This window comes from Streptomyces sp. NPDC104096 (assembly GCF_055584385.1).
Genome location: NZ_JBVJMD010000006.1, coordinates 77,665 through 104,097 on the forward strand (window position 1 = coordinate 77,665; position 26,433 = coordinate 104,097).

The 26,433-nt window shown below is 71.4% G+C and carries 21 protein-coding genes; 6 read left to right on the forward strand and 15 right to left on the reverse strand.

Annotated features, from left to right (window positions below):
• Positions 1-153 precede the first annotated feature (153 nt).
• A complete protein-coding gene (locus tag ACZ60B_RS09255; RefSeq protein WP_469385390.1) occupies positions 154-1,584 on the reverse strand; it encodes a selenium-binding protein SBP56-related protein in 1,431 nt (476 codons plus the stop codon).
• Positions 1,585-2,418: 834 nt separating this feature from the next.
• On the opposite strand from ACZ60B_RS09255, the gene ACZ60B_RS09260 reads away from it, so the two are divergent.
• Entirely contained in the window at positions 2,419-3,348 is a 930-nt protein-coding gene (locus ACZ60B_RS09260; protein WP_469385391.1) for an LLM class F420-dependent oxidoreductase, read from the forward strand.
• 55 nt (positions 3,349-3,403) lie between these two features.
• On the opposite strand, the gene ACZ60B_RS09265 is transcribed toward ACZ60B_RS09260, so the two are convergent.
• On the reverse strand, positions 3,404-3,811 hold the full coding sequence (locus ACZ60B_RS09265) for an STAS domain-containing protein (protein WP_469385392.1): 408 nt from the start codon (positions 3,809-3,811) through the stop codon (positions 3,404-3,406).
• Between the two features lie 107 nt (positions 3,812-3,918).
• On the opposite strand from ACZ60B_RS09265, the gene ACZ60B_RS09270 reads away from it, so the two are divergent.
• Together ACZ60B_RS09270 and ACZ60B_RS09275 are read left to right on the forward strand one after the other, a co-directional pair.
• Positions 3,919-4,248: a helix-turn-helix transcriptional regulator gene (locus ACZ60B_RS09270; protein ID WP_469385393.1), complete on the forward strand. Its 330-nt coding sequence runs from the start codon at positions 3,919-3,921 to the stop codon at positions 4,246-4,248.
• A 120-nt stretch (positions 4,249-4,368) separates the two neighbouring features.
• Positions 4,369-4,932: a Dps family protein gene (locus ACZ60B_RS09275; protein WP_469385394.1), complete on the forward strand. Its 564-nt coding sequence runs from the start codon at positions 4,369-4,371 to the stop codon at positions 4,930-4,932.
• Positions 4,933-5,090: 158 nt separating this feature from the next.
• Here ACZ60B_RS09275 and ACZ60B_RS09280 read toward each other — a convergent pair whose 3' ends face one another.
• Complete coding sequence (locus ACZ60B_RS09280) at positions 5,091-6,581, reverse strand: APC family permease (RefSeq protein ID WP_469385395.1); 1,491 nt, start codon at positions 6,579-6,581, stop codon at positions 5,091-5,093.
• A 184-nt stretch (positions 6,582-6,765) separates the two neighbouring features.
• Between ACZ60B_RS09280 and ACZ60B_RS09285 the strand changes: the two genes are divergently transcribed.
• Entirely contained in the window at positions 6,766-8,259 is a 1,494-nt protein-coding gene (locus ACZ60B_RS09285; protein ID WP_469385396.1) for a PucR family transcriptional regulator, read from the forward strand.
• A gap of 112 nt (positions 8,260-8,371) precedes the next feature.
• Here the strand turns inward: ACZ60B_RS09285 and ACZ60B_RS09290 are convergent, their stop codons facing one another.
• The gene (locus ACZ60B_RS09290; RefSeq protein WP_469385397.1) at positions 8,372-9,037 is read right to left on the reverse strand and encodes a GntR family transcriptional regulator; all 666 of its coding nucleotides are present in this window, start codon (positions 9,035-9,037) and stop codon (positions 8,372-8,374) included.
• Between the two features lie 63 nt (positions 9,038-9,100).
• A complete protein-coding gene (locus tag ACZ60B_RS09295; protein ID WP_469385398.1) occupies positions 9,101-10,354 on the reverse strand; it encodes a CaiB/BaiF CoA transferase family protein in 1,254 nt (417 codons plus the stop codon).
• Between the two features lie 90 nt (positions 10,355-10,444).
• On the opposite strand from ACZ60B_RS09295, the gene ACZ60B_RS09300 reads away from it, so the two are divergent.
• On the forward strand, positions 10,445-11,665 hold the full coding sequence (locus ACZ60B_RS09300) for an acyl-CoA dehydrogenase family protein (protein ID WP_469385399.1): 1,221 nt from the start codon (positions 10,445-10,447) through the stop codon (positions 11,663-11,665).
• Between the two features lie 82 nt (positions 11,666-11,747).
• Here ACZ60B_RS09300 and ACZ60B_RS09305 read toward each other — a convergent pair whose 3' ends face one another.
• The 8 genes from ACZ60B_RS09305 to ACZ60B_RS09340 all read right to left on the reverse strand — a co-directional run bounded on the left by ACZ60B_RS09305 (position 11,748) and on the right by ACZ60B_RS09340 (position 21,883).
• Complete coding sequence (locus ACZ60B_RS09305) at positions 11,748-12,134, reverse strand: VOC family protein (protein WP_469385400.1); 387 nt, start codon at positions 12,132-12,134, stop codon at positions 11,748-11,750.
• Complete coding sequence (locus ACZ60B_RS09310) at positions 12,131-12,424, reverse strand: ArsR/SmtB family transcription factor (RefSeq protein ID WP_469385401.1); 294 nt, start codon at positions 12,422-12,424, stop codon at positions 12,131-12,133. The genes ACZ60B_RS09305 and ACZ60B_RS09310 overlap by 4 nt, the downstream gene beginning before the upstream one ends.
• A gap of 120 nt (positions 12,425-12,544) precedes the next feature.
• Positions 12,545-15,106, reverse strand: a complete 2,562-nt coding sequence (locus ACZ60B_RS09315) for a glycoside hydrolase family 78 protein (RefSeq protein WP_469385402.1) — start codon at positions 15,104-15,106, stop codon at positions 12,545-12,547.
• Positions 15,099-16,334: a family 1 glycosylhydrolase gene (locus ACZ60B_RS09320; RefSeq protein ID WP_469385403.1), complete on the reverse strand. Its 1,236-nt coding sequence runs from the start codon at positions 16,332-16,334 to the stop codon at positions 15,099-15,101. The genes ACZ60B_RS09315 and ACZ60B_RS09320 overlap by 8 nt, the downstream gene beginning before the upstream one ends.
• Before the next feature lie 36 nt (positions 16,335-16,370).
• On the reverse strand, positions 16,371-17,354 hold the full coding sequence (locus tag ACZ60B_RS09325; RefSeq protein ID WP_469385404.1) for an oligopeptide/dipeptide ABC transporter ATP-binding protein: 984 nt from the start codon (positions 17,352-17,354) through the stop codon (positions 16,371-16,373).
• Complete coding sequence (locus tag ACZ60B_RS09330) at positions 17,351-19,300, reverse strand: dipeptide/oligopeptide/nickel ABC transporter permease/ATP-binding protein (RefSeq protein ID WP_469385405.1); 1,950 nt, start codon at positions 19,298-19,300, stop codon at positions 17,351-17,353. Before ACZ60B_RS09330 ends, ACZ60B_RS09325 begins: the two co-directional genes overlap by 4 nt.
• A complete protein-coding gene (locus ACZ60B_RS09335; protein WP_469385406.1) occupies positions 19,297-20,238 on the reverse strand; it encodes an ABC transporter permease in 942 nt (313 codons plus the stop codon). The genes ACZ60B_RS09330 and ACZ60B_RS09335 overlap by 4 nt, the downstream gene beginning before the upstream one ends.
• 103 nt (positions 20,239-20,341) lie before the next feature.
• Positions 20,342-21,883 carry an ABC transporter substrate-binding protein gene (locus ACZ60B_RS09340; protein WP_469385407.1) on the reverse strand — a complete coding sequence of 514 codons (1,542 nt, stop codon included), beginning with the start codon at positions 21,881-21,883 and terminating at the stop codon, positions 20,342-20,344.
• 122 nt (positions 21,884-22,005) lie between these two features.
• On the opposite strand from ACZ60B_RS09340, the gene ACZ60B_RS09345 reads away from it, so the two are divergent.
• Positions 22,006-22,806 carry an IclR family transcriptional regulator gene (locus ACZ60B_RS09345; protein WP_338017453.1) on the forward strand — a complete coding sequence of 267 codons (801 nt, stop codon included), beginning with the start codon at positions 22,006-22,008 and terminating at the stop codon, positions 22,804-22,806.
• A gap of 9 nt (positions 22,807-22,815) precedes the next feature.
• On the opposite strand, the gene ACZ60B_RS09350 is transcribed toward ACZ60B_RS09345, so the two are convergent.
• Both ACZ60B_RS09350 and ACZ60B_RS09355 read right to left on the reverse strand, forming a co-directional pair.
• The gene (locus tag ACZ60B_RS09350) at positions 22,816-25,431 is read right to left on the reverse strand and encodes a family 78 glycoside hydrolase catalytic domain (RefSeq protein ID WP_469385408.1); all 2,616 of its coding nucleotides are present in this window, start codon (positions 25,429-25,431) and stop codon (positions 22,816-22,818) included.
• Positions 25,428-26,390 (reverse strand): alpha/beta hydrolase, encoded by a 963-nt coding sequence (locus tag ACZ60B_RS09355; protein WP_469385409.1) that lies wholly within the window; start codon positions 26,388-26,390, stop codon positions 25,428-25,430. Before ACZ60B_RS09355 ends, ACZ60B_RS09350 begins: the two co-directional genes overlap by 4 nt.
• Positions 26,391-26,433 lie beyond the last annotated feature (43 nt).

Consider the following 26,433-nt stretch of genomic DNA (forward strand, 5'->3'; position numbering starts at 1 on the left):
CGGTGCCCGCGTGGAACCGGCTCCGTCGGATGTGCTCGGATGCGACCCGCCGCTGCGCCGATATGGGAAGCCGAATCCTCGGCGCGCTCCACACGCGGCGGCCCCGGGCCGGAACGCTGTGACCTTCAGCAGGCCGTCGCGGGGCGCAGGCGGTCAGCTGCGGTAACAGTACGAATCCGAGGAGGCGTCGCCGCCCTGCAGGCGCGTCTGGTGCACGCGCAAGCCCAGGAAGTCCGACCCGTGCGGGTGGAAGCGGCTGTCGACGGAGAGCCCGCCGTTCGAGGTGTCGGCGTCGAGTTTGACCATCCACGGGTCGATGCCCGCGGGATAGAACTGCGCGTCCCAGGTGCCGTACAAGGAGTTCGTCAGGTACACGCGCCGCCCGTCACGGCTGAGCTCGACCATCTGCGCTCCGCCGGTCAGCGGACTGTCCGGCTCGGCGGGATGCGGCTGTCGGCTGACGATGCCGCCCAGACGTACGGACGCGGTCTGCCTCGGACGGAACGGGTCGCTCACGTCGTACTGATGCAGATCGCCGGTTCCCCATGTGGATACGTACAGCCACTGGTCGTCCACCGACAGGTCGATGTCGGTGATGAGTGGCGGAACGGCGCCGAACGGCTGCAGCGCCGGAGGCAGGTCCTCCGTCCGCGCGGGCTCGGCGGGGATGGTGATCACCTTGCGGACCACGAAGTCCTCGCCCTCCCGGTTCCACAGCCACACCGAGGCCGACAGGTCCTCGACGTCGACCACGGCGTGTGCGAACCCCCACGTCGCCTCGGGGTCGTGCGCGGGACGCAGCTCCAGCACCATCTGGTTCTCGTCCCCCAGATCGACGCGCTGCCGGTGTCGGCCGGAGTCCAGCTCCCAGAAGTGCAGCGAGTGGCCGTACCGGCGATCCATCAGCAGTTCGGGGACGAGGCCGTCCTCGTACATCGAGGGGGTGCCCCACTCGCTGGTCACGGCGACGTTCTGGCGCAGATGCCACCACAGGTCGTAGGCGAGCCACTGCGGTCCGCGGTCACTCTCCCAGGCGCGCAGCACGTCGAAGCTTTCGTGGTCCAGCAGCGCGACGCCGCCGGGCCCGTCCGCACCGTCCGCGCCCCCCAGGCAGGACAGGAACACCCCGTCGGGGCCGCAGTGGAGTGTGTGCGGACGCGAGTATCCGGCCTTGGCGGCCAACTCCTCGGGCTCGACCACCTTGACCAGGCGCGGGCGGGCGGGATCGGGGCCCGTGTCGAAGATGTGCAGCCGGGAGGAACGCAGTCCCGGGATGATGAGGTAGCGCCGCGCGGCGTGATGATGACCGGCATGGGCCAGTGCGCTCGAGCAGGCGTTCCAGCCGAAGTGGTGCAGTTCGTTGCCCCGGCCGGGCAGCTCGGCGTGGGAGATCACTCGGCCGTATTCGGCGGATTCGGGGTCGCAGCCGACGGTGAACAACGCGTCCGCGCGCTGTGCGCTCGGATCGAAACCGACGACATAGGCGAGCCTCTCCGGGGGCGCGGCGACGGCGTCCGCCGGAGTGCGGTACAAGGTGGGGTCACCGTGGTCGTCGCGGTCGTGAGCGTGCTCAGTGGTGCTCATGGCTGTTCCCTACTCCCGAACGGAGCCTGGATCCGGGGGACTTCCGACAGGCAGCCGGACTCAACCGTTCGGGATCGATGTCCCGACGCGGGACAGATGTGCCATGAAACGAGCGTTTCACAGTCCCGGAGCCCTGCCAAGCCGACAGCGCGGGGGCGCGGACCGCCTCGACGCGGCTCGCTTCCGGCACACCCGGGAGAGACGGCGCCGAGCGGAGACGGGCCTTCCGGCCGCCTTGCCGGTTGACCGTTCCGGAGACCGATCCCCGCTGCTCCGGCTTGATCGACCAGACAGGTGGTCACCGAGCGGCGCATGGGCGAGCCGGCCGTCCGGGCGGCAACGCCCTCGGAGGGACGGCCGTCGAGGGTGAGGGTGGCGTACCGGCGCAGGCCGGGGCAGGAAGTCGTGACCGTCAGCCGGCCGGTGCCCGTGCCGATCAGGCAGATGACGTCGTCATCGGCGCAGACCACACAGCGCGGCCGGCCGTCGCGGGACCTCAGCGGCCTGTCCGGCTGACAGCCGAAGAAGATACGGGTCGGGGTGAGCTCGGGCACGACCCCCGCATGGAATCGGTTCACAGGTCACACGAGGAACGCGGCAGCCGGGACCGCGCGTTCCCCCGTGCGGATCAGCGCCGACAGCCGGCGGTACGACCCTGCGGTCCGGTCGACAGCAGCGGCACCCGCCGCTGATCGAGCGTCACGCGGTGGCCGGTGGCCGGTGGACGGACCGACGGGCTGGCACGGATCTCTCCGTGCGCAGGTTCCGGGTGCGCCGGTCTCTTCGATGGCCTCGCCCGTCCGGGTGACACGCAGCGCCGGCCCCAGGCTCGGCATGCCAAGTCGCCTGAAGACGACCGCGCTCGGCTTCTATGGTGACGCCAGGAGGTGGCGGATGCGGGTGGGCCTGCACGCGCTCGGCATCGGTGACGGTGCCCGCCCGGAGGTCGTCCGGGCTGTGGCCACGGCCGCGGAGGCACACGGCTTCGCCAGGCTCTGGTGCGGCGAGCACGTGGTGCTCGTGGATGCGCCCGTCTCCCCCTACCCCTACTCCGCCGACGGTCGGATCGCCGTGCCCTCCGACGCCGACTGGCTGGACCCGCTGCTCGCCCTGAGCTTCGCGGCGGCGGTCACCGGCCGGATCGAACTCGCCACCGGTGTCCTCCTGCTGCCCGAACACAACCCGCTCGTGGTCGCCAAGCAGGCCGCCACGCTCGACGTGCTCTCAGCCGGGAGGTTCACTCTCGGGGTCGGGATCGGCTGGTCCGCCGAGGAGTTCGCGGCGCTCGGGGTCCCCTTCGTCGGGCGCGGGCGGCGGACCGAGGAGTACCTCGCCGCGATGCGTACGGTCTGGACCGACGACCCGGCCTCCTTCGCGGGGGAGTTCACCCGTTTCGACGCGATCCGGGTCAACCCGAAGCCGCTGCGCGGCGGCCGGCTGCCGGTCGTCCTCGGCGGCAACAGCGACGCGGCCCTGCGCCGCGCCGTCACGCTCGCCGACGGCTGGTACGGCTTCAACCTCGCGGTGGCCGAGGTCCGCTCGCACGTCGCCGTCCTCGCCGACGAATGCGCGCGCCGCGGTCGTACCTTCGACGAGTTCGCGGTCGCCCTCGCGTTGAGCGACGGCACACCGGAGGACCTGCCCGCCCTCGCCGCAGCGGGCGTCACGGAAGTCGTGGTCGTCGGCGCGCCCCCGCCCGCTCCCGACGAGGCAGCCGCCTGGATCGCGGAGCTCGCCCGGACGTGGATTCGCCGCACGGCGTGACCGCGGCCGGCGGAGCTCCGCCTCATCGGCTTCCGACCCGTCGGTGCGGGGTGGCTCAGGCCGCGACAGCGTCGTCCACTGTCTCTCGTATCTCCAACAGGGTGTCGACGCCGGTGACCTGGAGGAGCCGCCGGACCTCCCATGAAGGCGCGACCACGCGCAAGGTGCCCGCCCGGTGGGTGAGGATCAGCAGATTCAAGAACGTCGAGTCGGCGAAGGTCACGCCGGAGGCGTCCAGGATCACCTTCGGGTACTTCCTGACCGCGGCCGTCAGTGCCGCTGCCAGGGGCGGGGTCGAGTGCAGGTCGTAGGGGCCGCGCGCAACGACGACGCGGGCATCGCGCCGGTCGCGCTGAGGCGCTGCGGCCTGTGCCGGGGCCTGCTCGGTGGCCGCTTCTCGAGGCAGTGGCTTCCCGGTGCTGTTGCTCACGAGCGTCGTCGTCACGACATCGTCCCAGGGCACCTTCGCACTCCTTCGGTGGCACTCCCCTGCGGGAGCAGGTCATCAATTGCAGGAAAAGTATGTCATGTAATTTTGTTCCGGCAACCGAGCGCCCTAAAATGCCGACTATGGCTGAAGTACCCCCACCTCACTCCGGATGGACGTTCATCACCAACCACGCGCGCGTGCTGGCAGCCATCGCTGACGACCCGAACGTCCGGATCCGCGACATCGCCGCCCACTGCCGTCTCACCGAGCGCGCCGTCCAGCGGATCATCTCGGACCTCGAGCAGGACGGTTACCTCTCCCACACCCGGGACGGGCGCACCAACACCTACGTCATCAAGCAGGACAAGGTGCTTCGTCACCCGGCAGAGGCCGGCCTGCCCGTGGCATCCCTGCTCTCCCTGCTCGTACAGGACGAAACCGCACGCGTCAGCGAGCCCACCCCGCGCTGACGATGTCCCGGCACCCGGGAGGTGCCGGAAAGACCGGCTGCCCGATCACCCAGGTCTGGGACGGCCGAAGCAGGGCATGCGTGCTGTTGACACCCATCCCATCGGCAACCGAGGTGAGCCATGACTCGAGACCTGACCCCCCAGTACACGGTGCCCGGCATCGAACCCCAGGACGCCGGCCGGCTCATCGGTACGCTCCGCACTCGCCTGCACGCGCTCAACGATCTGCACCTGACTCTCAAGCACGTCCACTGGAACGTGGTCGGACCCCACTTCATCGCCGTCCACGAGATGATCGACCCCCAGGTGGAGCAGGTCCGGGAAATGGCCGACGACGTGGCGGAACGCATCGCCGCACTCGGCGGCGTCGCCCAGGGCACCCCGGGTGCGCTGGTCGCCGAGCGCACCTGGGAGGACTACTCCATCGGGCGCGCCGACGCCATCGCGCACCTCGGCGCGCTCGACCTCGTCTACTCGGGGGTCGTCGAAGGGGTCCGTGCGGCGATCAAGGAGGCGGGCGAGCTCGACCCGGCCACCGAGGATCTGCTGATCGGGCAGCTGCGCGACCTGGAACAGTTCCAGTGGTTCGTGCGCGCACACCTCGAGACCTCCGGTGGCGCACTCCCCACCGCGCAGGCCCGCACCGAGGAACAGGCCGCGGCACAGGCAGCCGAGCTGGACTGACGCCGCGAGGGGCGACAGCACGCCATGCGGGGGCCACGTCCAGCCCGGTCGGCTGCGAACCGCCGCCCGACCCGCGCCGGCCGGGCGTCCGGTCGTGCCCCCCGGAGGGCCAGGCGGGTGCCCCGGCGGGCGCGGCACTGCCGAACGAGTGTGGTCCGTCAGCTCGGGATGGCGTCGCCCGCGGGGGCCTGGCTGCGCCGTTCGGGCTTGGCGACGAACAGGTACACCAGGCCCAGGCCGATGACCAGGGCGGCCGAGATGATCACCAGGTAGTTGTCGTACCAGGCCGCCTCCGGGGTGCGCGGCCACGCCATGTTGACCGCGGCCGCCACTCCGTAGACCAGGGCGGCGATGTTCACCGGCAGGCCCCAGGCGCCGAGGCGGAACGTACCGCTGGGCCGCCAGCCCCTCAGCCGTGCCCGCAGCGCGGCCAGGACGACCATCTGGAAGCCGACGTAGATCCCCAGTGCGGCGAAGGAGACGATGCGGGTCAGCGCGTCGGCGGAGATCGTCGAGCCGAGGATCACCAGCGCGGGCAGGATCGCGGTCACGGCCAGCGCGTACGGGGGCACGTGCCGGGCCGGGGAGAACCGGGCCAGGTAGGTGCTGCCGAAGATCATGCGGTCGCGGGCGTAGGACTGGAGCAGCCGGCTGCCGGCGGCCTGCAGGCTCAGGGCACAGGACAGGAACGAGATCAGTACGACGCAGAGCACGATCCGGGTGCCGATGTCGCCGAAGGCGCCGCGCAGGACCGTGTACACGGGGTCGGCGTCCTGGCCGCTGATCACCGCCCCGAAGTCGGGCACCGCGAGCAGCAGGGCGACGGCCACGAAGGTCGCGGCGGCACCGCCGACGTAGATCGTCATGCGCATCGACCTGGGGATGCGCCGGCTGGGGTCGCTGACCTCCTCCGCGACGTCACCGCAGGCTTCGAAGCCGTAGTAGAGGTAGAGGCCGACCAGCCCGGAGGCGAGGAAGGCGGAGGTGTACGAGCCCGGAGACCCGGCGCCGAAGGTGTGCAGCACGACACCCAGACCGTGCTCGCGGTGGGTGGTCAGCAGCCAGATCCCCACCACGACGGCACCCGCCAGCTCGGCGGCGAAGCCGAAGATGGCGGCCGAGGTCATGACCCGGGTGCCGCCGAGGTTGAGCAGGGTGGCGATGAGGATGACGGCGAGGGCGCACAGGACGGTGCTGGTGGTCCCGGGCGCGAAGCCCAGGATCAGCGCGACGAACGGGCCGGCGCCGTAGCTGACCGAGGCGATGGTCGCCAGCAGTGCCAGCGCGTAGACCCAGCCCGCCATCCAGGCCCAGCGGCGTCCCCACAGTCTGCGTGCCCACGGGTAGATGCCCCCGGAGACCGGGAACTGGGAGACGATCTCGCCGTACACCAGGGAGACGAGCAGCTGGCCGACGCCCGCGATGACCAGGCTCCAGATCATCGGCGGGCCGCCGGTGGCCAGGGCGAAGCCGAACAGGGTGTAGACGCCGACGACGGGCGAGAGGTACGTGAAACCGAGGGCGAAGTTGCCCCACGGGCTCATCTCCCGCTTGTACTCGGAGGTATAGCCGAGGGCGGCCAGCGCGGCGGCGTCGTCCCCCGGCGGAGAGGATTCGTCGCCCGTTCTCAGTGCATTGGTTTCGGCCATCGAAGCTCCCAGGTCTGTTCTCGGAGGCTCGACGGGAACGCTTCGCAGCCCCGTTCGAGTGGGCTCATGCTAGGTTTCCGCCACTCGGCGGCAGCCGCGCCGAATCGTTGAGATTCAGGCTCGCCGCCGCTCCAACCTGTCCAGTGACGCGATGTCTTGGACCAGTGCTGTCCGGAGCGTTGACATGCCGGTGACCGTCGCCGATCTCCTCAGCCTTCCCGGGCTGGGCCTTCGCCTGCTCACCGGGGAGCCGCGGCGGGTCGTACGGTGGGCGCACGTCGTGGAGTTGCCCGATCCGGCCCCCTGGCTGCAGGGCAGCGAACTCGTGCTGACCACCGGTCTGCGGCTCGGCCGCTCCGCACAGGCGCAGCGCGAGTACGCCGACCGGCTGGCCGACGGGAAGGTCACCGGGATCGGCTTCGGCACCGGCCTGAGCTACGACCGCGCGCCGACGGCGCTCGTCAAGCAATGCGCGGCCCGCGGGCTGGTATTGGTGGAAGTCCCGTTGGCCACAACGTTCCTGGCCGTCGTCCAGGCTGTCGCCGCGGCGCTGGCGCAGGAGCAGAACGCGGCCTTCAGACGGGTGCTGGCCCACCAGCACCAGATGACCAGGGCCGCACTCGGCAAGGGCATCCCCGGCATCCTGCGGCACCTGGCCAAGGCGCTGGACGCCGAGGTGGCGGTGACCGACGCCCATCAACGGGTTCTCGGAGCGGCGCCCGGGGACGGTGCCGCTCTTGTCGACCGGGTGCGGGTCGAAGTCGGTTCGGACGGCGGTCGGGCGGCGGGACCGCTGGGGCTGAGCGTCCGCGACGGGAGCAGGCACCTCATGGTCCAGTCGCTCGGGGTCGCCGGAACCCGGCGCGGGCTGCTGGCGGTGGCGGCCGACGCGGAGTTCACGCCCCTCGACCAGTTGCTGCTCACCCACGCGGCCTCACTGCTGTCGCTGGAACTCGAGCGGCCGCAGGAGGTCGTGGAAGCGCACCGGGCGCTGCGCGCGGCCGTCCTGGGCACGCTGCTCGACGGCGGCCTCACCGCGCAGGCCGCGCACCGGTCTCTGCGGCACCTCGGCTTCGGGCCGGCCGACCGGCTGGTGGTCCTGCTGTTGCTGCAGGCCAGATACCAGCGGCCGGCCCTCGTGCAGCAGGCCGCGCGCAGCCTCGACGGCCTTGCCTCATGTCCCTATCTCCTGCGGGAGGAAGAGGACGGCGTGGTGGTCGTGACCCGCGTCGCGGATCTGGACACGGTGCTGGAAACCCTCGAAGCGGCCGACGTGACCATCGGGGTCAGCGGCGGCACGGCACCGGACGAGCTGTCCGCCGCGCTGCGCGCCGCACGTTACGCGGCCGCCCGGGCGAATGCGGATCGCCGACGGGTGGCGCGTTACGGGCAGTTGCGGCTTCCCGCGCTGCTCGCGGACGACGGCGTGCGCACGGCCGTCGGCCACCTGGCCGACGACCTGCTGACGCCGCTCGAGGAACATCCGGTGCTCTACCGGTCGTTGGAGGCCTTCCTGCAGCACAACGGCGGGTGGGAGCCCGCGTCTCGGGCCCTGGGGGTGCACCGGCACACCTTGCGCCACCGCATGGCACGCGTGTCGGAACTCACCGGCCTCGACCTGGAATCGGCCCAGGACCGGGCGGCCCTGCTGCTGGCGGTCCTCTCGCGTCGGCTGTAGTGCGGTACGGCGCGGTCCTCGCGGCCCCGCAGGTGAGAGCGGGGAGTCTCCCGTCCCTGGGCCTGCGGCACGCGACGCCGAGGTAGACGGGCCGACGGGGCGACGGCCTGCGTCAGCCGTCCCGCAGGATCCCTTCCAACGCGGCCACCGCCTGCCCCCGGTGCTCGTCGAGCAGGCGTACCGCTTCCTCCACCTGCCCGGCCCGCAGCGCGTCCAGCACCATGCGGTGCTCGCGCAGCACATGGTCGCGGTGGCCCTCCTCGGCGTAGTAGAGGGCGCGGTAGGCGTCGGTGGTGTCCCACAGGGTGGCGATCAGCCGGACCAGGCGGGGCATGCCCGCCGCCTCGTAGAGGATGAAGTGGAAGTCACGGTTCGCCAGCGTCATCGCGGTGACGTCGGCTGCTCGCGCCGCGGACTCCACCTCGCCCTGGGCCGCCTCCAGCGCCTCCGCCGTCGCCGCGTCCCACCGCGCGCCCGCCTGCCGTACGGCCTCGGCCTCCAGGATCTCCCGCAGGCGGTAGACCTCGCGGAGGTCGACCAGGGACAGGACGGCGACGAAGTAGCCGCGGTGCGCCTCGTGGTGCACCAGGCCCTCCGCCTCCAGGGTCTTCAGGGCCTCCCGCAGAGGGAGCCTGCTGACGCCGAGCCGTTCGGCCAGCGCGTCCTGCCGGACCGGTGCGCCCGGCTTCAACTGTCCGCTGGTGATGGCCCGTCTGAGCTCCCCCAGCACGAACTGCTGGGTGGTGGGCGGTCGCCGCCTCGGGGTCGGGCTGGTCATGGCGGGGCTCTCCAATGATGCCGTCGTGGCCGGGAGTTCGGGCCGGTGGAACAGATTGGCGGGTCAGTGGTCCGGCCGCCCGATGGCGGCACCGCTGTGGAACGGAGCGTTCGGCCGGACTGTCTGCTCGGTCGTGTCCCCCGGGCCGGGACGCCGCCCGAACCGGGCGAGGACCTCGCCGGTGTGCTCGCCGAGCCTCGGCGGCGCGCTGCGGTAGGCGGCGGGCGTGGCATCCATCCGGATGGGGTTGGCGACCTGCTCCACCGGCCGGTCGCGCCGCGGATCGTGGATCGCGACCCGGGCCTGCAGACCGAGCCCGTCGGCGAGCTCGAAGGCCGCCGCCAGGTCGTTGATCGGTCCGCACGGCACGCCGGCGGCGGTGAGGACCTCGAACCATGTCTGCGCCGGACGGGTGCGCAGCGGTGCGTCGAGTGCGGCGAGCAGGTCCTCACGGTGGGCGACCCGGGCCGGGTTGGTCGCGAAGCGCGGGTCGCCGGACAGTTCGGGGAGCCCCAGCTCGCGGCAGAGCGCCGCGAACTGCCGGTCGTTGCCGACGGCGAGGGCGAGGGGCCGGTCGGCCGCCTCCACCACTTCGTACGGCGCGATGGACGGGTGCCGGTTGCCCATGGCCCGCGGGACGATCCCGCCGGCGACGTACGCCGAGGACTGGTTGCTGAGCGCGGAAAGCAACGAAGCGAGCAGGGAGACCTCCACTCGCTGCCCCTCCCCCGTGCGTTCGCGGTGGCGCAGCGCGGCGAGCACGCCCATGCCCGCGTGCAGCCCGGTGATGATGTCGACGAGGGCGACACCGGCCTTGGTGCCGGATCCGTCCGGCTCGCCGGTGACGCTCATCAGGCCGCCCATCGCCTGGACCAGGAGGTCGTATCCGGGCAGCGCGGCGCCGCCGTCCGTCCCGAAGCCGGTGACCGAGCAGTAGACCAGGCCGGGGTTGAGGGCGCTCAGCTCCTCGTAGCCGAGGCCGAGGCGCTCCATGGTGCCCGGCCGGAAGTTCTCCACGAGCACGTCGGCGCCGGCGGCGATGTCCCGTGCGGCGGCCCGGTCGTGGTCGTCGGTCAGGTCCAGGACGACGGACCGCTTGTTGCGGTTGACGCCCAGGAAGTAGGTCGCCTCGCCGTCGGCGTAGGGCGGGCCCCAGGCCCGGGTCTCGTCGCCGCTGACCGGGCGTTCGATCTTGACGACCTCGGCGCCGAGGTCCGCCAGGAGCATCGTCAGGTACGGTGCCGCCAGCACGCGGCCGAAGTCCGCGACGACGATCCCGGACAGGGCCCCGGGCGGGGCCGGTCGGTCGGGTGACATGCGGGCTCCCTTCATGTCTTGGCAAGCACTGGGCGTGCGGCTACGATCCGAATTGGATCCAACATCTGAGATCCGATATCTGTGACCGGCATGTTAGCGCCGCCCCTCACCGTTGTCAGCACGTCAGGAGAGCCCGTGTCCGCCCAGCCCGTGCACCCCCTCGATCTGTTCGGGATCGACACCCTGCTCAGCGACGAGGAGCGCGACATCCGCGACACCGTCCGCGCCATGGGCGACCGCGAGCTACGGCCGCACGTCGCCGAATGGTTCGAGGCGGGTGCCGTTCCGGCCCGCGAACTCGCCCTCTCGCTCGGCGAGTTGGGCGTCCTCGGAATGCATCTGCAGGGCTACGGCTGCGCCGGCACCAGCGCGGTCGCCTACGGCCTCGCCTGCATGGAGCTGGAAGCCGTCGACTCCGGCCTGCGCAGCCTGGTCTCCGTCCAGGGCTCGCTGGCGATGTACGCGATCTGGAAGTACGGCTCCGAGGAGCAGAAGCAGCAGTGGCTGCCCGGCATGGCCGCCGGCCGCTTCATCGGATGCTTCGGGCTGACCGAACCGGACGCGGGTTCCGACCCCGGCTCCATGCGCACCCGCGCCAGGCGCGACGGATCCGACTGGATCCTCAACGGCACCAAGATGTGGATCACCAACGGCTCGGTGTCGGACGTGGCGGTGGTCTGGGCCCGCACCGACGACGGCGTGCGCGGCTTCCTCGTCCCCGCGGGCGCTGCCGGCTTCACCCGCAACGACATCAAGCAGAAGCTGTCCCTGCGGGCCTCCGTCACCAGCGAGCTGGTCCTGGAGGACGTCCGCCTCCCCGCGGACGCGATGCTGCCCCGGGCCCGGGGCCTGTCCGGCCCGCTCGGCTGCCTCAACGAGGCCAGGTTCGGCATCGTCTTCGGCGCGCTGGGCGCCGCCCGGGACTGCCTGGAGACGGCGATCTCGTACGCCGCCGACCGCACCGTCTTCGACCGCCCGCTGGCCGGCTTCCAGCTCACCCAGCAGAAGCTGGCCGACATGTCCCTCGAACTCGGCAAGGGCATGCTGCTCGCCGTACACCTGGGCCGTCTGAAGGACGCGGACCTGATCACCCCGGAGCGGATCAGCGTCGGCAAGCTCAACAACGTCCGGGAGGCGATCGCGATCGCCCGCGAGTGCCGCACCCTCCTCGGCGCGAACGGCATCACCCTCGAATACCCGGTACTCCGTCACGCCAACAACCTCGAGTCGGTCCTCACCTACGAAGGCACCAGCGAGGTCCACTCGCTGGTCATCGGCGGCGCGGTGACCGGTGTCGCCGCCTTCCGCTGAGCCTCCCGGCCCGCCGCCGGCCCCGGAAGGCCGGTCTCGGGCATCCGTTCAGGTCCTCCTCGTCGAAAAGGTGAAAGAGGCCTCAGTTGGTGTGGGCGATCTGGATGAGATTGCCACAGGTGTCGTCCAGCACCGCGGTGGTGACCGGCCCCATCTCGGTCGGCTCCTGCGTGAACTGCACCCCCAGTTCGCGCAGGCGGGCGTACTCCGCGTGCACGTCGTCGACGGCGAAGGAGGTGAAGGGGATGCCGTCCTTGGCCAGGGCCTCCTTGTACGGCTTGACCGCGGGGTGGCTGTCGGGCTCCAGCACCAGTTCGGTGCCCTCCGGGTCCTCGGGCGAGACCACGGTCAGCCACCGGTGCTCGCCGAGCGGGACCTCGTGCTTCTTCACGAACCCCAGCACCTGCGTGTAGAAGCGCAGGGCCTTGTCCTGGTCGTCGACGCAGACGCTCGACAGGTGGATCTTCATTTTCCGGTCTCCGGTGCGTCGGGCTTGAGCCATCGGGCGACGATCTGCTCAAGCGGTTCGGTGGTGAGGTCGTGGAACTTGTAGCGGCCCTGGCGCCGGGTCCGGACCAGGCCCGCGGATTCCAGCACGGCAAGGTGCTGGCTGATCGCCTGGCGGGACGATCCCAGCCCGTGCCTGGTCGTGAGGCGCGCGCATATCTCGAACAGGGTCTGACCGTTCCGCTCCGTCAGCTCGTCGAGGATCTTCCTGCGGGTGGGGTCGGCCAGGGCCTTGAACACATCGTCCGGCACGACTCCACTATAGGCAAGTATCGACTTGCCTATCAAGGATGCAGCCGTCGACGACCTCCGTGGCGGAGCCGAGGCAGCCTCCGGCCGCTGAGCACCGTGATGTTCCGGCCCCGCTCGGTGTCACCGGGGGTCGTCCGCCGGGTCCCGGTAGGGCACGGCGAAGCGATGCTGCCCGCAGCCGACCTCCTGCCGCTCGGCCCCCGGCAGCGCGACGACGGCGGTCGAGCCGGTCGGCACGGTCACCCGCACCCGCAGCTCACCGGCCGCGCGTTCCCAGGCGACCTCGGCGAGCCCGTACGGCGTGCGGTGCGCGGTGCGGGCCCAGGTGAGCCCGCCGCCAGGACGCGGCTCGACGAGCAGGGTCCGGTAGCCCGGCGATCCCGGCGCGAGCCCCGCCACCACGCGGTGCATCCAGTCGGCCACCGCGCCCAGTGCGTAGTGGTTGAACGACGTCATCTCACCGGGGTTGATCGAGCCGTCCGGGAGCATCGAGTCCCATCGTTCCCAGATCGTGGTGGCGCCCATCGTCACCGGGTACAGCCAGGACGGGCATTCGGTCTGGAGCAGCATCCGATAGGCGTCGTCGACCGCTCCGGCGGAGGTGAGCGCGTCACAGATCACCGGCGTTCCGAGGAAACCGGTGGCCACTCTGTGCTCCTTCTCGTGTACCAGCCGGACCAGTTGTCCGGCGGCACGGGCACGCTGATCGGCGTCGGTCAGGAGGCCGAACTCGAGGGCGAGCGCGTAGCCGGTCTGTCCCGAACCGGCGATCCTGCCGTTCTGGGTGACGAACTCGTCGTGGAACGCCTGCCGCACGCCGTCGGCGAGTTCGGCGTACTTCGCCGCGTCCGCCTCCTGCCCGATCACCCCGGCGATGCGGGCCATCGTGTCGGCCACGTGGGCCCGGTAGGCGGTGGCCACCAGATGCGCGTCCGTCTCGGCACGCCACGGCGCGTCCGGCGGCGCGGCCGGGTCCAGCCAGTCCCCGAGCTGCAGGGCCGGCTTGTCGAAGAGGCCGGCGGGCCCGAGCAGGTCGGTGAGCCCGTCGACCCATGCCCGCATGCTCGCGTACTGGCGGCGCAGCAGCCCCGTTTCCCCGAAGCGCTGGAAGAGGACCCAGGGCACGATCACCGCGGCGTCGCTCCAGCCGGCCGTCGGCGCGGGATCCGCGAAGGGGCCGGGAAAGTCGACCCGTGGCACGAACAACGGTACGACGCCGGCTTCTGTCTGGTCCGCCGAGAGATCCGCCAGCCACGACGTGAGAAGTCCGGCACTGTCGTAGAGGTAGGAGGATGTCGGAGCGAAGACCTGGACGTCGCCGGTCCAGCCCAGCCGTTCGTCACGTTGCGGGCAGTCCGTCGGGATGTCGACGAAGTTCCCGCGCATGCCCCAGACGACGTTCTCGTGGAGCTGGTTCAGCATGGGCTCGGAGCACTCGAACCATCCGGTGCGGCGCATGTCGGAGTGGTAGACGACGGCGACGGCGTCGAGGTCGTCGTAGTCGCCGCCGACCTCGGCGTAGCGAAAGCCGTGGAGGGTGAAGGACGGTTCCCAGCATTCGCCCTCGAGGTCACCGCGCAGGATGTAGCGGTCGGTCGCCTCGGCGGTGCGCAGCGGCCGCACCCCGAGCTCGCCGTTCTCCAGCACCTCGGCGTGACGCATCGTGATCGTCGAGCCGCGGCGCCCCCGTACCGAGATGCGCAGGCGCCCGACCATGTTCTGCCCGAAGTCCAGCACGGTGCGGCCCGAGGGAGTGGTGATCGTCTCCATCGCGGTGCGCTCCTCGACCGCGCGGACGGGTGGCCCGGTCGGCGCCACGAGGGTGGCGAGGTCCCTCTCCCCACGTCGGACCCCGGCCCACTCGCGTTCGTCGTACCCGGGGGACGACCATCCGGGCATCTCCTTCGTCGCGTCGTACGTCTCGCCCTCGTAGAGGTCGGCCTTGCGGATCGGCCCGGTGGCCGACCGCCAGCTGTCGTCGGTCGCGACCACCTGGCGGCGGCCGTCGGTGTACTCGATCTCCAGCTGCGCCAGCAGACCGAGCGAACTGCCGTACGTGTCACGCCACTCGGGTACGAATCCGACACGGCCGCGCCACCAGCCGTCGGCGACCTGTACGCCGATGGCGTTCTCGCCGGCCCGGAGCATCGCTGTGACGTCGTACGTCTGGTGGCGCAGCCGGTGCCGGTAGCTGGTCCAGCCCGGTGTCAGCGTGTGGTCTCCGACTCGCTCACCGTTGAGTTCGGCCTGGTAGACGCCGTGCGCGGTGATGTGGAGCCTCGCGCGGACGACGTCCCCTCGTGCTGTGAACGAGCGGCGCAGCAAGGCCGCGGGGCCGCGTTCGTCGTGTGCGGGCTCGATCAGGGCGGCCTGCCATTCGCTCGCGGTCAGCCCGCGTTCGACGGTCACGGGGTCGCTCCAGTCGGAGACCTGCCCGTCCGCGCCGATCACGCGCACCCGGACCTCGCGCGCCTCCCGGGGTTCCAGCGGCGTGGCCGGCCAGGGCACCAGCACCGAGTCCGCCGACGCGACGTGGAAGAACTCCTCGCCGATCGTGAGCTCGTAGGCGGTCTGCCGCCAACCGGGCCGGCCGGCGACCTGCCAGGAGAGGCGGGGGCGCTCTTCGCCGATGCCGAGGGGGTCGTCCCGGTGCTCGAAGCGCACCACCGAGATCTCATCCATGGCGCAGGCCCGCGACGAGCGCGCCGTAGACGCCCGCGCTGGGTTTCGGCGTGCGGGCGAAGGTCACCGGGTCGACGCTGTGCAGGCCGAATCGGGGGCCGAAGCCGAAGATCCACTCGAAGTTGTCCATCAGGGTCCAGTGGAAGTAGCCGAGCACGGGGACGCCGTCGGTCATGGCTTCCTGGAGGCCTTCCAGCGACGGCTCGATGAAGGCCGCCCGCTCGGTGTCGTCGTCGGCCTGGATGCCGTGCTCGGTCACCATGACGGGCACGCCGCTCACCGCGTGGGCGTAGCGGGCGCAACTGCCCAGCGAGGCCGGGTCGGTGCGGTTCATCACGCCGCCCCGCGCCGCAGTGCCGTCGGCGTTCACGGCGCCCTCGGCGTCGTAGTAGTGCCGCTCGTAGTTCTGGATCCCCACGAAGTCGTCCTCGCGAGCGATCTCCAGCCACGGCTGGTAGACCTCTGCTCGTTTGCGGTCCCGCAGCGTGGCGTCGGTGCCGTGGACCAGGTCGTCGACGATCGCGATCGACAGGCCGGTCGGCAGATCCGGCCGGCGGGCCTTGATCGCGGCTCGGGCGGCCCGATGGCCCGCCGCCTGTCCGGCGAAGAGGGCGTCGGCCTCCTCGGCGACGGTGATGTTGGTGAGTCGGTAGCGTTCGACGCCCGTGGCCCGGGTGCACGCTTCGAGCGTGGCGCGCTCGAGGTCACGCACGACGTCGGGGAGTCCCGCCCAGGCCAGCATGGGCGGCAGATTGGGCTCGTTCATCGTCACGGCCGCGGCGATCCGGTCGCCGAACGCGGACATCACCCGGTCGCAGAACCGGGCGAAGCGCTCCGGAGCCCGTTCGCCGAGCCATCCGCCCCGCATCGCGAACCAGTGGGGGGCGACGAAGTGCTGGAACGTGACCACCGGTGCCAGACCGCGCTCGAGGCAGTGGTCGACGATCGCCTCGTAGTGGGCGAGCGCCTCGGTGGAGAACTCCCCCTCGGCAGGCTCGATCCGTGCCCACTCGACCGAGAACCGGTAGGCGGTGAGATGCATCGCGGCCGCGAGGTCGACGTCCTCGCGCCACCGCTCCCACCCGTTGCAGGCCTTGCCTGACCTCTCCCGGAAGACGGTCGGCGTCACGTTCTCGGCGAACCAGCAGTCGCTGGTGACGTTGTCACCTTCGTTCTGGTGTCCGGCGCCTGCCACGCCCCAGAGGAAGTCGGCGGGGAATCGGTGCATGGGTCTCTCCATCGTCGTCGTGGTGATGAGCGGTCGTCAGCGGGTGGCGAGCAGGGCGGGCACCTCGCCGACGCGATGGCAGGCGGCTTGCGAGTCGCCCGCCGGGACCAGTGGCGGACGCGACCGTCGGCACTGGTCCACCGCGAGCGGACAACGGCTCGCGAACGGGCATCCGGCCGCGGCCGCGACGGCCGTGCCCGCCGCGCCGATGCCGAGCGCCTCCCGAGCGGCGCGGCGCGCTTGCTGCTCGGCCGGGTGCGGCACGGGCGCCGCCGCGGTCAGAGCCACCGTGTACGGGTGCCGCGGCCGCTGGGTGACCGCCTCGACGTCGCCCGCCTCCATCGCCCGGCCGCGGTAGAGCACCACGACGCGCTGGGAGAGGAACCGCACCACGCCGAGGTCGTGCGCGATGAACAGCAGCGCGAGCCGGCGCTGGTCGCGCAGATCGGCGAGCAGGTTCAGCACCTGGGCCTGGGTCGACAGGTCGAGGGCGCTGACCGGCTCGTCGAGCACGATCACCTTCGGGTCGCAGACCAGCGCCCGGGCGATCGCCACCCGCTGACGCTGGCCGCCGGAGAACTGCGACGGGTAGCGGTCGATCGCGTCGCCCGGCAGCCCGACGGCCTCGAGCGCCGCACGGGCCCGCTGCCGCTGTTCCGGCTGCGGCACCCGCAGCACACGCAGGGGTTCGACCAGCGTCTGGCCCATGGTCCGGGCCGGGTTGAGCGACGAGTACGGGTCCTGGAAGACGACCCGCAGGTCGATCGCGCTGACCCGGCGCTGCCGCGACGACGCCCTGGTGATGTCCACGCCGTCGAGGAGGACGGAGCCGGAGGTCGGCGGCTGGAGGCCCAGGACTGCTTTGCCGATGGTGGACTTGCCCGAGCCGGACTCTCCGACCAGGCCCAGTGTCTCGCCCGGGGCGATGTCGAAGCTGACGTGGTCGATCGCCGGAGGTGTCCTGCGGCGCCGTCCGTAGTGGACGACGAGGTCGCGGACGGAGAGGGCGGGCCGGTTCATCGGGCGGCTCCGGGTTCGCTCGGGGCGACGGTCGTCGCCGTGGACAGCGGGTGGACGCACCGCACGGTTCCGTCGCGGTGTGCCGGTGCCGCCTCGATCGGTTCGTGACACCGGGAGGTGGCCAGGGCGCAGCGCTGTGCGAACCGGCAGCCGTCGGGCCAGTCCTCGGGGGCCGGCACCGTGCCCCGGATGGACGGCAGTCGGTCGGGCACCGCTTCGCCCTGCGGAATGTGGGGGTTCGCGCTCAGCAACGCGCCGGTGTAGGGGTGCGCGGCGTCGTCGAGGACCGCGGTGACGGTGCCCGACTCGACGACCTGGCCCGCGTACATCACCGCGATGTCGTCGCACAGGTCGGCCACCACACCGAGGTCGTGGCTGACCAGCACCACGGACAGGTCCGAGGTCCGCACCAGTGAACGCAGCAGGCTGAGGATCTCGGCCTGCACGGTGACGTCGAGCGCGGTGGTGGGCTCGTCGGCGATCAGCAGTCTCGGTGAGCCGGTGAGGGCCAGCGCGATGCAGACGCGCTGTGCCATGCCGCCGGAGAGTTCGTGGGGATGACTGCGCAGGACCCGCTGGGGGTCGACGATGCCCACCCGGGCGAGCAGGTCGAGGGCCGTGCGGCGCGCCTCCCGGCGACCGACGCCGCGAAAGCGGCGGATCGGCCGGGTCAGTTGGTATCCGACGGAGAACATCGGGTCCAGGGCGACCATCGGCTCCTGCGAGATCATGGCGATCCCGCGGCCGCGAACGGCACGCAGTTCCTGCTCGGTCAGACCGACCAGGTCCCGGCCGCCGAAGCGGATGGAGCCGTCGGTCACGGCGACGCCTTCCGGCAGCAGCCCCAGCAGAGAGCGGGCCGTCATCGTCTTGCCGCAGCCCGACTCACCCACCAGGCCCAGCACGGTGCCGGGCCGGATGCGCACCGAGACGCCGCTCACCAGCTCGGGTCCGCCGTCGACACCGACACACAGGTCGCGCACCTCGAGCAGCGCGTCGCTCGTCCTGACCGCACTCGGCTGTACGGCGGTCGGGGCGATCCGGCCCGACCGGCGGGCGGGCTTTCGCACCGGCGCGGTCCGCTCGCGCTCCCCGGCCAGCGAGTCGGCGATCTGATTGGCCGCGATCACTGTGAGCGCGAGGACGACTCCGGTCGGCACCATCATCCAGGGGTCGTCGTAGATGTGCTGCTGCGCGTCGCCTATCAGCCCGCCCCAGCTGGGCGTCGGTACCGCGGGCCCGTAGCCCATGAAGGCGAGTCCGGCCTCGATCAGGATGCCCAGGGCGAAGAGCTGGGCCGCCTGGACGGCGATGGTGGTGGCCAGACCCGGCAGGACATGGCGCAGGTTCACCTGGAGCGATCCGACCCCGTTGACCTTCGCCGCGTCGACGTACAGCCGGGTGCGCAGCGACTGGGCCAGCGCGAGGAGTATCCGGTAGACGGGCGCGGCGAGCAGCAGACCGAGCACTGCCATGATCGCCCAGACATGGACGCCGACGGAGCCGACGAACGCGAGCAGGATGACCGTGGTGGGCAGCGCCAGGAGCAACTCGGCCACCCGGCTGCAGCTCCACTCGGCCCGTCGGCCGTGCTCCGCCGCCAGGAGGGCCATCGGCACCCCGACGCCGAAGGCGACGGCCACGGCGAGCAACGCCGGACCGATCGAGATCCAGCCGCCGGCGACCAGGCGCGAGAAGATGTCGCGGCCCAGTTCGTCGGTGCCCAGCAGATGCCTGGCGGACGGTCCGCCGAGCACCTGGCCGAGGTCCTGGTGTTCGGCGGGGAAGGGAGTCCACCAGCGGGCGGTGGCCGAGGCGAGAACGACCAGTGCCAGCCATGCGCCGGCGACGATCGTGCCCGGTCGGCGCAGCCCGCGCGGAAGGCGTCGGCGCGTCGACGGCTCGGCGGGGGACGGCAATTGGATCGGCTCGGTCGAGACGCTCATGCGGCACGCACCTTCGGGTCGAGGGTGGCGAGGACGAGGTCGAGGACCAGGTTGGTGGCGACCACCACCACGGTCGCGATGACGACGACGCCCTGGACCGCCGGGAAGTCATGGGTGTTGATCGCGTTCTGCGCGGCCTGTCCCAGGCCCGGCAGCGCGAAGAGCTGCTCGATGATCACCGAGCCGCCGAAGAGGGCGATGAACTGGACGCCGAGCACGGCCACCACCGGGGCGCCCGCGAACCGCAGGGCGTGGAGGTAGCGGATCCGCCAGGCCGGTGTGCCGAGGGCACGCAGGGTGCGGATGTGCTCCTGCTGCAGGGCGTCGACCATCCCGGCACGTGTGGTGCGCGCGATGATCGCCGCGCCCGTCAGACCGAGCGCCAGCACCGGAAGCGTCAGACTCCGGACGTACTGCGACGGCGAGGTGGTGAACTCGACGTAGCCGGTGGCCGGCAGGAGGCGGCCCTTCACCGCGATCACGTAGACGAGCACGATCCCCACCCAGAACTGCGGCAGCGAGAGCGTGATCCCGCTCAGCGTGGTGATCACGCGGTCGAGACGGCCGCCGCGGACCGCCGCGAGCACTCCCGGCAGGATCCCGAGGACGCCGCTGACGAGCGTCGCGAAGACGGCCGTCGAGGCGGTGACGGGCAGCCGCTGCGTCAGGTCCGGCCAGATGGTGTGGCCGTCGATCAGCGAGACGCCGAGGTCACCACGGACCGCGCGCGTCAGCCAGGTCGCGTACTGCGCCGTCAGCGACCGGTTCCATCCGAGGCGGTCGTTCTCGGCGGCGATCTGGGCCTCGGTCGCTCCTTCCCCCGCGGTGATGACGCCAGGACTTCCTCCGGAGGCGTGGACCAGAAGAAAACTCAAGACCGACGCCACCAGCACGGTGACGACGCCGAGCCCGAAGCGTCGGGCGAGGTAGGTGAGCATGAGAGGTCCTCTACGAATCTGTCTCGGTGGCCGGCCCGGGCGGACGGGCGAAGGACGCCGGTCCGCACCGGGGCCGCCGAACGAGCGGCTGTGGCAGGGGCCGTCAGGCGACGGGCCGGAAGGCGCTGAGCAGCGGGTAGCCGTCGGTGCCGGGGAAGGCCGGCGCCTTGAGCGTCTTGGAGTCGTAGCCGACGTACGCGTACTGCTCGGCGATCGGGATCAGCCAGCCCTCGTCGATCAGCGCCTCGTTCAGCTTCTGCAGGGCGGCGGGGCGGTCCGACGCGGCGGCGTTCGTCGCGGCGCCCAGGGCGGCGCCGATGGCCGGGGACTGCGTCTTGTGCGGGTTGGCGAACCCGCCCACCAGGACACCGGCCGTGATGCCGATCTCATTGCTCATCGTCAGAGGTATGAACCCCAGCGGCTGGGTGTTGACCGCGGCGAAGATCTGGTCGGTCGAGCTGGTGACGTCGATCTTCATCTCGACCCCGACGGCCTTGAACTGGTTCTGCAGGAATTCCAGGTCGGCCTTGTCGGTGGGGCTGGCCGTGACGGTGAACGAGAAGCCCTTCGGGTATCCGGCCTTCGCGAGGAGTTGCCTCGCCTTGGTGGTGCTGTGGGCGTACCGCGTGTTGAGGCCGGGAACGTAGCCCGGCGACGACTTCGGGAAGGCGTTGGCCGTCGGCTCCGCCCCCTTGGCCACGGTGTCGACGAAAGCCTGGCGGTCGATGGCGTGGCTCAGTGCGAGACGGACGTCCGGGTCTGCGAACGGCCTGGATGTCGCACCGCTCTTGTCGAAGACCAGGATGTCCAGCATCGTGCCGCCGTTCCTGGCGAGCGCGACATGGTTGGACGCCGCTGTCCGCTCCGTCGACGTGTCGATGATCGACGCGTCCGTCTGGCCCGAGATCTGGGCGTTCAGGCGTGCGTTCTTGTCCAGGTAGGCCTTGTACACGACCGTCTTGAACGGATGGGTGGTCGGGCCGGCCCCCGGCTGCCGGGTCATGGTGTAGCTGCTGCCCTTGACCGAGGCCGTCATCCTGTACGGCCCGGAGCCGTCGGGCCCCTGGTTCAGCGTGCTCGGGTCGCCGATCGCCCGCTGCCCGACGATCATGCCGGGGATGCCTGCCAGGTTGGTCTGGAACGTGGCCTGCGGTGCCGCGAAGGTGAGGACGACCGTGTCGGCGCTCGCGGCCTGCACGTCCTTGATCTCCGTGGCGCCGCCCTTCGCGAAGCCCGCGTACGACTGGAGCTTGGAGTTGCTGCGGCGGTCGAGGTTGTCCTTGACGAGCTGCGCGGTGAGCTTGGAGCCGTCGGTGAAGGTGACACCCGACTTGAGCTTCAGCGTCATCTGCGTGTTGGTCTTGTTGTAGCTGAAGCTCGAGACCAGCTCCGGGACGGCCTGTCCGTCGGCGCCCTCGGCGAAGAGCGACTGGTACACCGATTCGTAGAAGAGGCGCTGGCCGCCACCGTAGAGCAGCGGGTCGTAGCCCTGGGGAGCGGGATCCGAGTCGTACCCCAGGGTGAGTGCGGTGCCGGGGGAACCACCCGCAGCGTCGGTCGAGCCGCCGCAGGCCGTCACGGAGACGGTGATCGAAGCCAGAGCCAGCGCGCTGACCCCCAGGCGCTTGAAGTTGAAGCCGGTCATCGGAGCCTCTTGGGTGTCCAGGTCGGGGCCTTCGCCCAACTTGCCGAGAAGAATGGGTGGCGCACCTCACACCCGTCAGCAATGATTGCCATTGAATGAAACGTGTTTCCGAAAGGTGTCGTGTGAGTGACGCAGCCGCCCCCGCCCGGCCCAGGGGCAAGCGCCCGCCCCATGGCGAGCCCGTCGTCGACCGGGCCCTGGCCCTGCTGGCGGCCTTCGACGCGACCCGGCGCCGGCTCAGTCTTCGCGAGCTGAGCCGGATCAGCGGCATACCGACCAGCACCACGCTGCGCTTGGCCGGCCGCCTGCTGGAGTGGGGTGCCCTCGAACGGGACGAGGCCGGCTACTACACGATCGGGCTGCGTCTGCTCGAGATCGCCTCGCTGGCACCACGGGGGCACGGCCTGCGCCAGACCGCGCTGCCCTTCATGAGCGACCTCGGCGCGGTGACACGTCAGCATGTGCAGCTCGCGGTGCGCGAGGGACTCCAGGCGACCCTGGTCGAGCGTCTGTCGGCGCACAGCGCGGTCCAGGTGCACTACCGGGTCGGCGGCAAGATGCCGTTGCACGCGACCGGCATGGGCCTGGCGCTCCTCGCGTTCGCGCCGGTCGACGTACAGGAGGAGATCCTCTCCCGTCCGCTGCACAGTGAGCCCGACAAGCGGCTGATCCCGGCCGCGGCGATGCGCCGGACCCTGGCGGAACTGCGCAGGGAACGCGTCGCCATCTTCCGCCGCACCGAACTGGAGACGCTGGTGGCGGTGGCCGCTCCGATCTTCGACGAGAGCGACGAGGCGGTGGCCGCGATCGGCGTGCTGCTTCCCGAACGCGAAGCGCAGCCGCGTCGGCTCAGCTACGCGGTGCGCACCGCCGCCCAGGGCATCTCACGTGCCCTGGGCGCCCCGAGCGCGGCCATGGTCTGAACTGCCCCCTCAAGGGGTGACGAGGTGCCTGCCTGGACCGAGGAGCCGGACCGCCCCGGCCGGCACGGCGACCTCCGCCGAGGTCCCGGGGGGCACGGTGACCTCGAGCCGGAATCCCTCCGCCGCGATCCGCCACGCCGCCTCGATGCGCCCGTACGGCGATTCCAGCGTCACCGAGGCGGACGTCAGGCCGCCGCCCGGCACCGGCGCCACACGGAAGCGCCGGTACCCGGGTTCCAGCGGCCGCAGACCCGCCGTGCAGCGATGCAGGAAGCTGATCACCGCGCCCTTCGAGTAGTGGTTCAGCGACTCGTGCGGAGCGCCGTCGTCGTCGATGCCGTTCCACCGCTCCCAGATCGTGGACGCGCCGCGGTCGATCATGTGCAGCCAGGAGGGCGGGCTGTCCTGGAGCAGCAACTCGTACGCCAGGTCGGCCCGGCCGTGTTCGACCAGGGTGGGCAGCAGGAGGGGCGTCGCGAGGAAGCCGGTGGCGAGATGCGTCCCGGCCGCCCGGATCCGTTCCACGAGCTGGGCGACGACCGTGGCCCGATGCTCCTCGGGCACCAGGCCGAAGGCGAGTGCGCGCACGAGGTTGGCCTGGGTGGCCGGGCGCAGCGTGCCGTCCGGCATGACGAACTCGGCCCGCCAGGCGGCGGTGACCCGCTCCGCGAGTTCGCGGTAGCGAACCATGTCGGCGGGTCGGCCCAGCACCTGCGCGATCCGCGCCATCAGCCGCGCCGAGTGCGCGAAGTACGCCGTCGCGACATCGCTCTTGTCAGCAGCCAGGAAGACACCGAAGTCGTCGACGTCGTTGCCCGGCTCCAGCCATTCGCCCCAGTGGAATCCGGTGTCCCACAGGTACCGCTCGTGCGGGGCCCGCGGCCCCGTGCGGGCCGGATGCCTGCCCGAGGCCGCCATCCGCTCGCTGCGTTCGAGCCAGCGGACCATGGTGGGCCACATGTCGGCCAGGATCCGCTCGTCGCCGTAGGCGCCGTAGAGCTCCCACGGCACGATCACGACGGCGTCACCCCAGCCGGCCGATCCCTGCAGCCGCGCCGTCGGACCCTGCCGGCCCTCCATCGGACCGTGGGGGGAGATGTTGGCGACGGTGCCGTCCTCCCACTGCTCGACGGCGACGTCGGCGAGCCACTTCGCCGAGAAGCCCGCGACGTCGTAGAGGAAGGCGGCGGTGGGCACGTACAGCTGCCAGTCGCCGGTCCAGCCCGCGCGCTCCCGGTGGGGGCAGTCGGTCGGGATCTCACAGGCGTTGCCGCGGAAGCTCCATACCGCCGCCTCGTGCAGCCGGTTGATCCGCTCGTCGCTGCAGGAGAACCAGCCGGTGCGGCGCAGGTCGGTGTGCACCACCACACCGGTCAGATCCGCCGGGCTCAGTTCCTCGGGATGTCCCTCGATCCGGACGTACCGGAAGCCGTGGGTGGTGTGCCGCGGCTCGAAGGCGTCACCGGCCCGGCCCGCGGAGAGCACCGTGTCGATCTGTCCTGCCGGAAGCGGCTCGGGCAGGAAGGGCACGGCCGGCTTCAGGTGCTCGGTGGTGACGTCGCCGTCCGGGCCGAGCGCCTCGCCGTGTGTCAGGGTCAGTTCGGTGCCTTCGGGGCCGAGCCGTTCGAGTCGGACCCAGCCGTTGATGTTCTGCCCCAGGTCGACGACCTGGCGGTCCCCGACCCGGGTGACGGACCTCGGGCGCAGCTCCTCGATCCGGCGGACCGGTGGAGCCGGGGACCAGACGAGCGTCCCGTAGCCGAGCGGGACGACCTCCACCGGGGCCCATCCGGCGTCCGGATCGTTCTCCCCACCCCCTCCACGCCGGTCCTCGGTCACGCCGGCGATGAGGTCGGCACGGATCAGGGGCGAGACCCGCCACTCCCACCCGGCGTCCGTGCCGAACACGGTCACACCGCCGTCGACGTACTCGACCTCCAGCTGCGCCAGGAACGCCGTGCGTTCGCCCCACTGGTCCGCGGCCCGGAAGATGCCGAGCTGGCCACGGAACCAGCCGTCGCTGAGCAGTGCGCCGAGCGTGACCTCTCCGGGCACGAGGAGGGCCGTGACGTCGTAGGCCTGAACAGGCAGGCGACGGGTGTAGTGGGTGTATCCGGGTGCGAGCTCGACGTCGCCGACGCGCGTGCCGTCGAGGAACGTCTCGTAGACGCCGTGCGCGGTCGCGTGGAGACGGGCCCGGCGCACCGGCCGGTCGACGACGAACCGGCGGCGCAACGCGTAGGCCGGGCGCCGACCGGCCGGGGCGACCTCGGGCTCCCGGGGGCGGATCCAGTCGGCGGACCAGTCCCCCTCGTCCAGCAGCCCGGTCTCGAAGACGGCCCGTTCCGACCAGGCGGACTCGCCGAGATCGGTCCGCAGCCGCACCCGCCAGGCGACCTCGGCCGCCGAGCCCAGCGGCGCGAACGGCCAGGCGACCAGTACGCCGTCGCCGCCCTCGATCCAGCCCGTGTCGTGCTCGGTCCCGTCGATCTCGGCACGGATCCGGTACGCCTCCTGCGCCGCCGTACCCTCCGGAAGGCGCCATGACAGCCGCGGCGAGCGTTCGCCGAGGCCGAGCGGGCAGGCTCCGAGATGCTCGACGGCAAGGAAGTTCGGGATGCTCATGCCGTGATCCGTTCCGCCTGGCGCACGGTGGAGGCGATGAGATCCAGAGCCCTCGCCGTGGGCTCCAGGGTGGCCGCCCAGTTCAAGAAGCCGTGCGGCATCGTGCGCACCAGCACCTGGCGGACGTCGGCACCCGCCCGGGCGAGTGCCGCCGCGAACCCCTCGCCGGAGACCCGCAGGTCGTCGTACTCACCGTTGAGCACCAGCGTCGGACACGAGCCGCGGAGGTCGCCGAGGATCGGGAACGCGTAGCCGTCGGCCCCGCTGAGCGGGCCGCCGAGGTAGTTGTGGTTGAAGAACCGATGCGTCGCGGGCGGCATCCGCATCTCCTGCGGCAGTTCGTCCATCAGCACGAGATACTCCGGCGGCAGAGCCGGCAGGACCGCGTGGGCCACTCCGTAGGCGAAGACCAGACAGGCGAGGGGACGCCGGTCCTCGTCGCGGAGCCTCAGCGCCGCGCCGGCCGCCAGATTGGCTCCGGCGCTCGCGCCTCCGGCCGAGACCCGGTCGGGGTCGACACCGAGTTCGGCGGCGCTCTCCCGGACCCAGCGCACCGCCGCGACCACGTCGTCGTGCGGCACCGGGTGGTGGACCCCGTCCCGGCAGAGCCGGTAGTCCACCGAGACGACGACCACGTCGCCGCGGACGGCCACTTCGCGCGCGGTCCAGTCGGCCTCGGGCATGTCGAGGTCGCCCATCATGAAGGCCCCGCCGTGCATCCAGACCAGGCACGGCCGCGGGCCCGCACCGGGACGTTCCCCGTAGACCCTTACCGGCACCGGGCCGTGCGGACCCGGCGCCGTGGTGTCGCGTACGGGGATGTCGGGCGCCTCGTAGTCGGCCCAGGACCGGTAGGCCGCACGCCGCTCGGCGTACTGCGGATCCTCGAAGAAGGCCCGCATGTCGGGCGCGCCTTCGATCAGTTTCAATCGCCTGAGAACTTCGGGATGAATCGGCATGGATCGCAGGGTTCCGGAAGCCGTGCTCCCGGTCACTGCGCCG

Bases quoted from the DNA above. Each gene is read 5' to 3' on its own strand.
- ACZ60B_RS09255 (WP_469385390.1), bottom strand. From the start codon at position 1,584: ATGAGCACCACTGAGCACGCTCACGACCGCGACGACCACGGTGACCCC.
- ACZ60B_RS09260 (WP_469385391.1), top strand. From the start codon at position 2,419: ATGCCAAGTCGCCTGAAGACGACCGCGCTCGGCTTCTATGGTGACGCC.
- ACZ60B_RS09270 (WP_469385393.1), top strand. From the start codon at position 3,919: ATGGCTGAAGTACCCCCACCTCACTCCGGATGGACGTTCATCACCAAC.
- ACZ60B_RS09275 (WP_469385394.1), top strand. From the start codon at position 4,369: ATGACTCGAGACCTGACCCCCCAGTACACGGTGCCCGGCATCGAACCC.
- ACZ60B_RS09280 (WP_469385395.1), bottom strand. From the start codon at position 6,581: ATGGCCGAAACCAATGCACTGAGAACGGGCGACGAATCCTCTCCGCCG.
- ACZ60B_RS09285 (WP_469385396.1), top strand. From the start codon at position 6,766: ATGCCGGTGACCGTCGCCGATCTCCTCAGCCTTCCCGGGCTGGGCCTT.
- ACZ60B_RS09290 (WP_469385397.1), bottom strand. From the start codon at position 9,037: ATGACCAGCCCGACCCCGAGGCGGCGACCGCCCACCACCCAGCAGTTC.
- ACZ60B_RS09295 (WP_469385398.1), bottom strand. From the start codon at position 10,354: ATGTCACCCGACCGACCGGCCCCGCCCGGGGCCCTGTCCGGGATCGTC.
- ACZ60B_RS09300 (WP_469385399.1), top strand. From the start codon at position 10,445: ATGTTAGCGCCGCCCCTCACCGTTGTCAGCACGTCAGGAGAGCCCGTG.
- ACZ60B_RS09305 (WP_469385400.1), bottom strand. From the start codon at position 12,134: ATGAAGATCCACCTGTCGAGCGTCTGCGTCGACGACCAGGACAAGGCC.
- ACZ60B_RS09315 (WP_469385402.1), bottom strand. From the start codon at position 15,106: ATGGATGAGATCTCGGTGGTGCGCTTCGAGCACCGGGACGACCCCCTC.
- ACZ60B_RS09320 (WP_469385403.1), bottom strand. From the start codon at position 16,334: ATGCACCGATTCCCCGCCGACTTCCTCTGGGGCGTGGCAGGCGCCGGA.
- ACZ60B_RS09325 (WP_469385404.1), bottom strand. From the start codon at position 17,354: ATGAACCGGCCCGCCCTCTCCGTCCGCGACCTCGTCGTCCACTACGGA.
- ACZ60B_RS09330 (WP_469385405.1), bottom strand. From the start codon at position 19,300: ATGAGCGTCTCGACCGAGCCGATCCAATTGCCGTCCCCCGCCGAGCCG.
- ACZ60B_RS09335 (WP_469385406.1), bottom strand. From the start codon at position 20,238: ATGCTCACCTACCTCGCCCGACGCTTCGGGCTCGGCGTCGTCACCGTG.
- ACZ60B_RS09340 (WP_469385407.1), bottom strand. From the start codon at position 21,883: ATGACCGGCTTCAACTTCAAGCGCCTGGGGGTCAGCGCGCTGGCTCTG.
- ACZ60B_RS09350 (WP_469385408.1), bottom strand. From the start codon at position 25,431: ATGAGCATCCCGAACTTCCTTGCCGTCGAGCATCTCGGAGCCTGCCCG.
- ACZ60B_RS09355 (WP_469385409.1), bottom strand. From the start codon at position 26,390: ATGCCGATTCATCCCGAAGTTCTCAGGCGATTGAAACTGATCGAAGGC.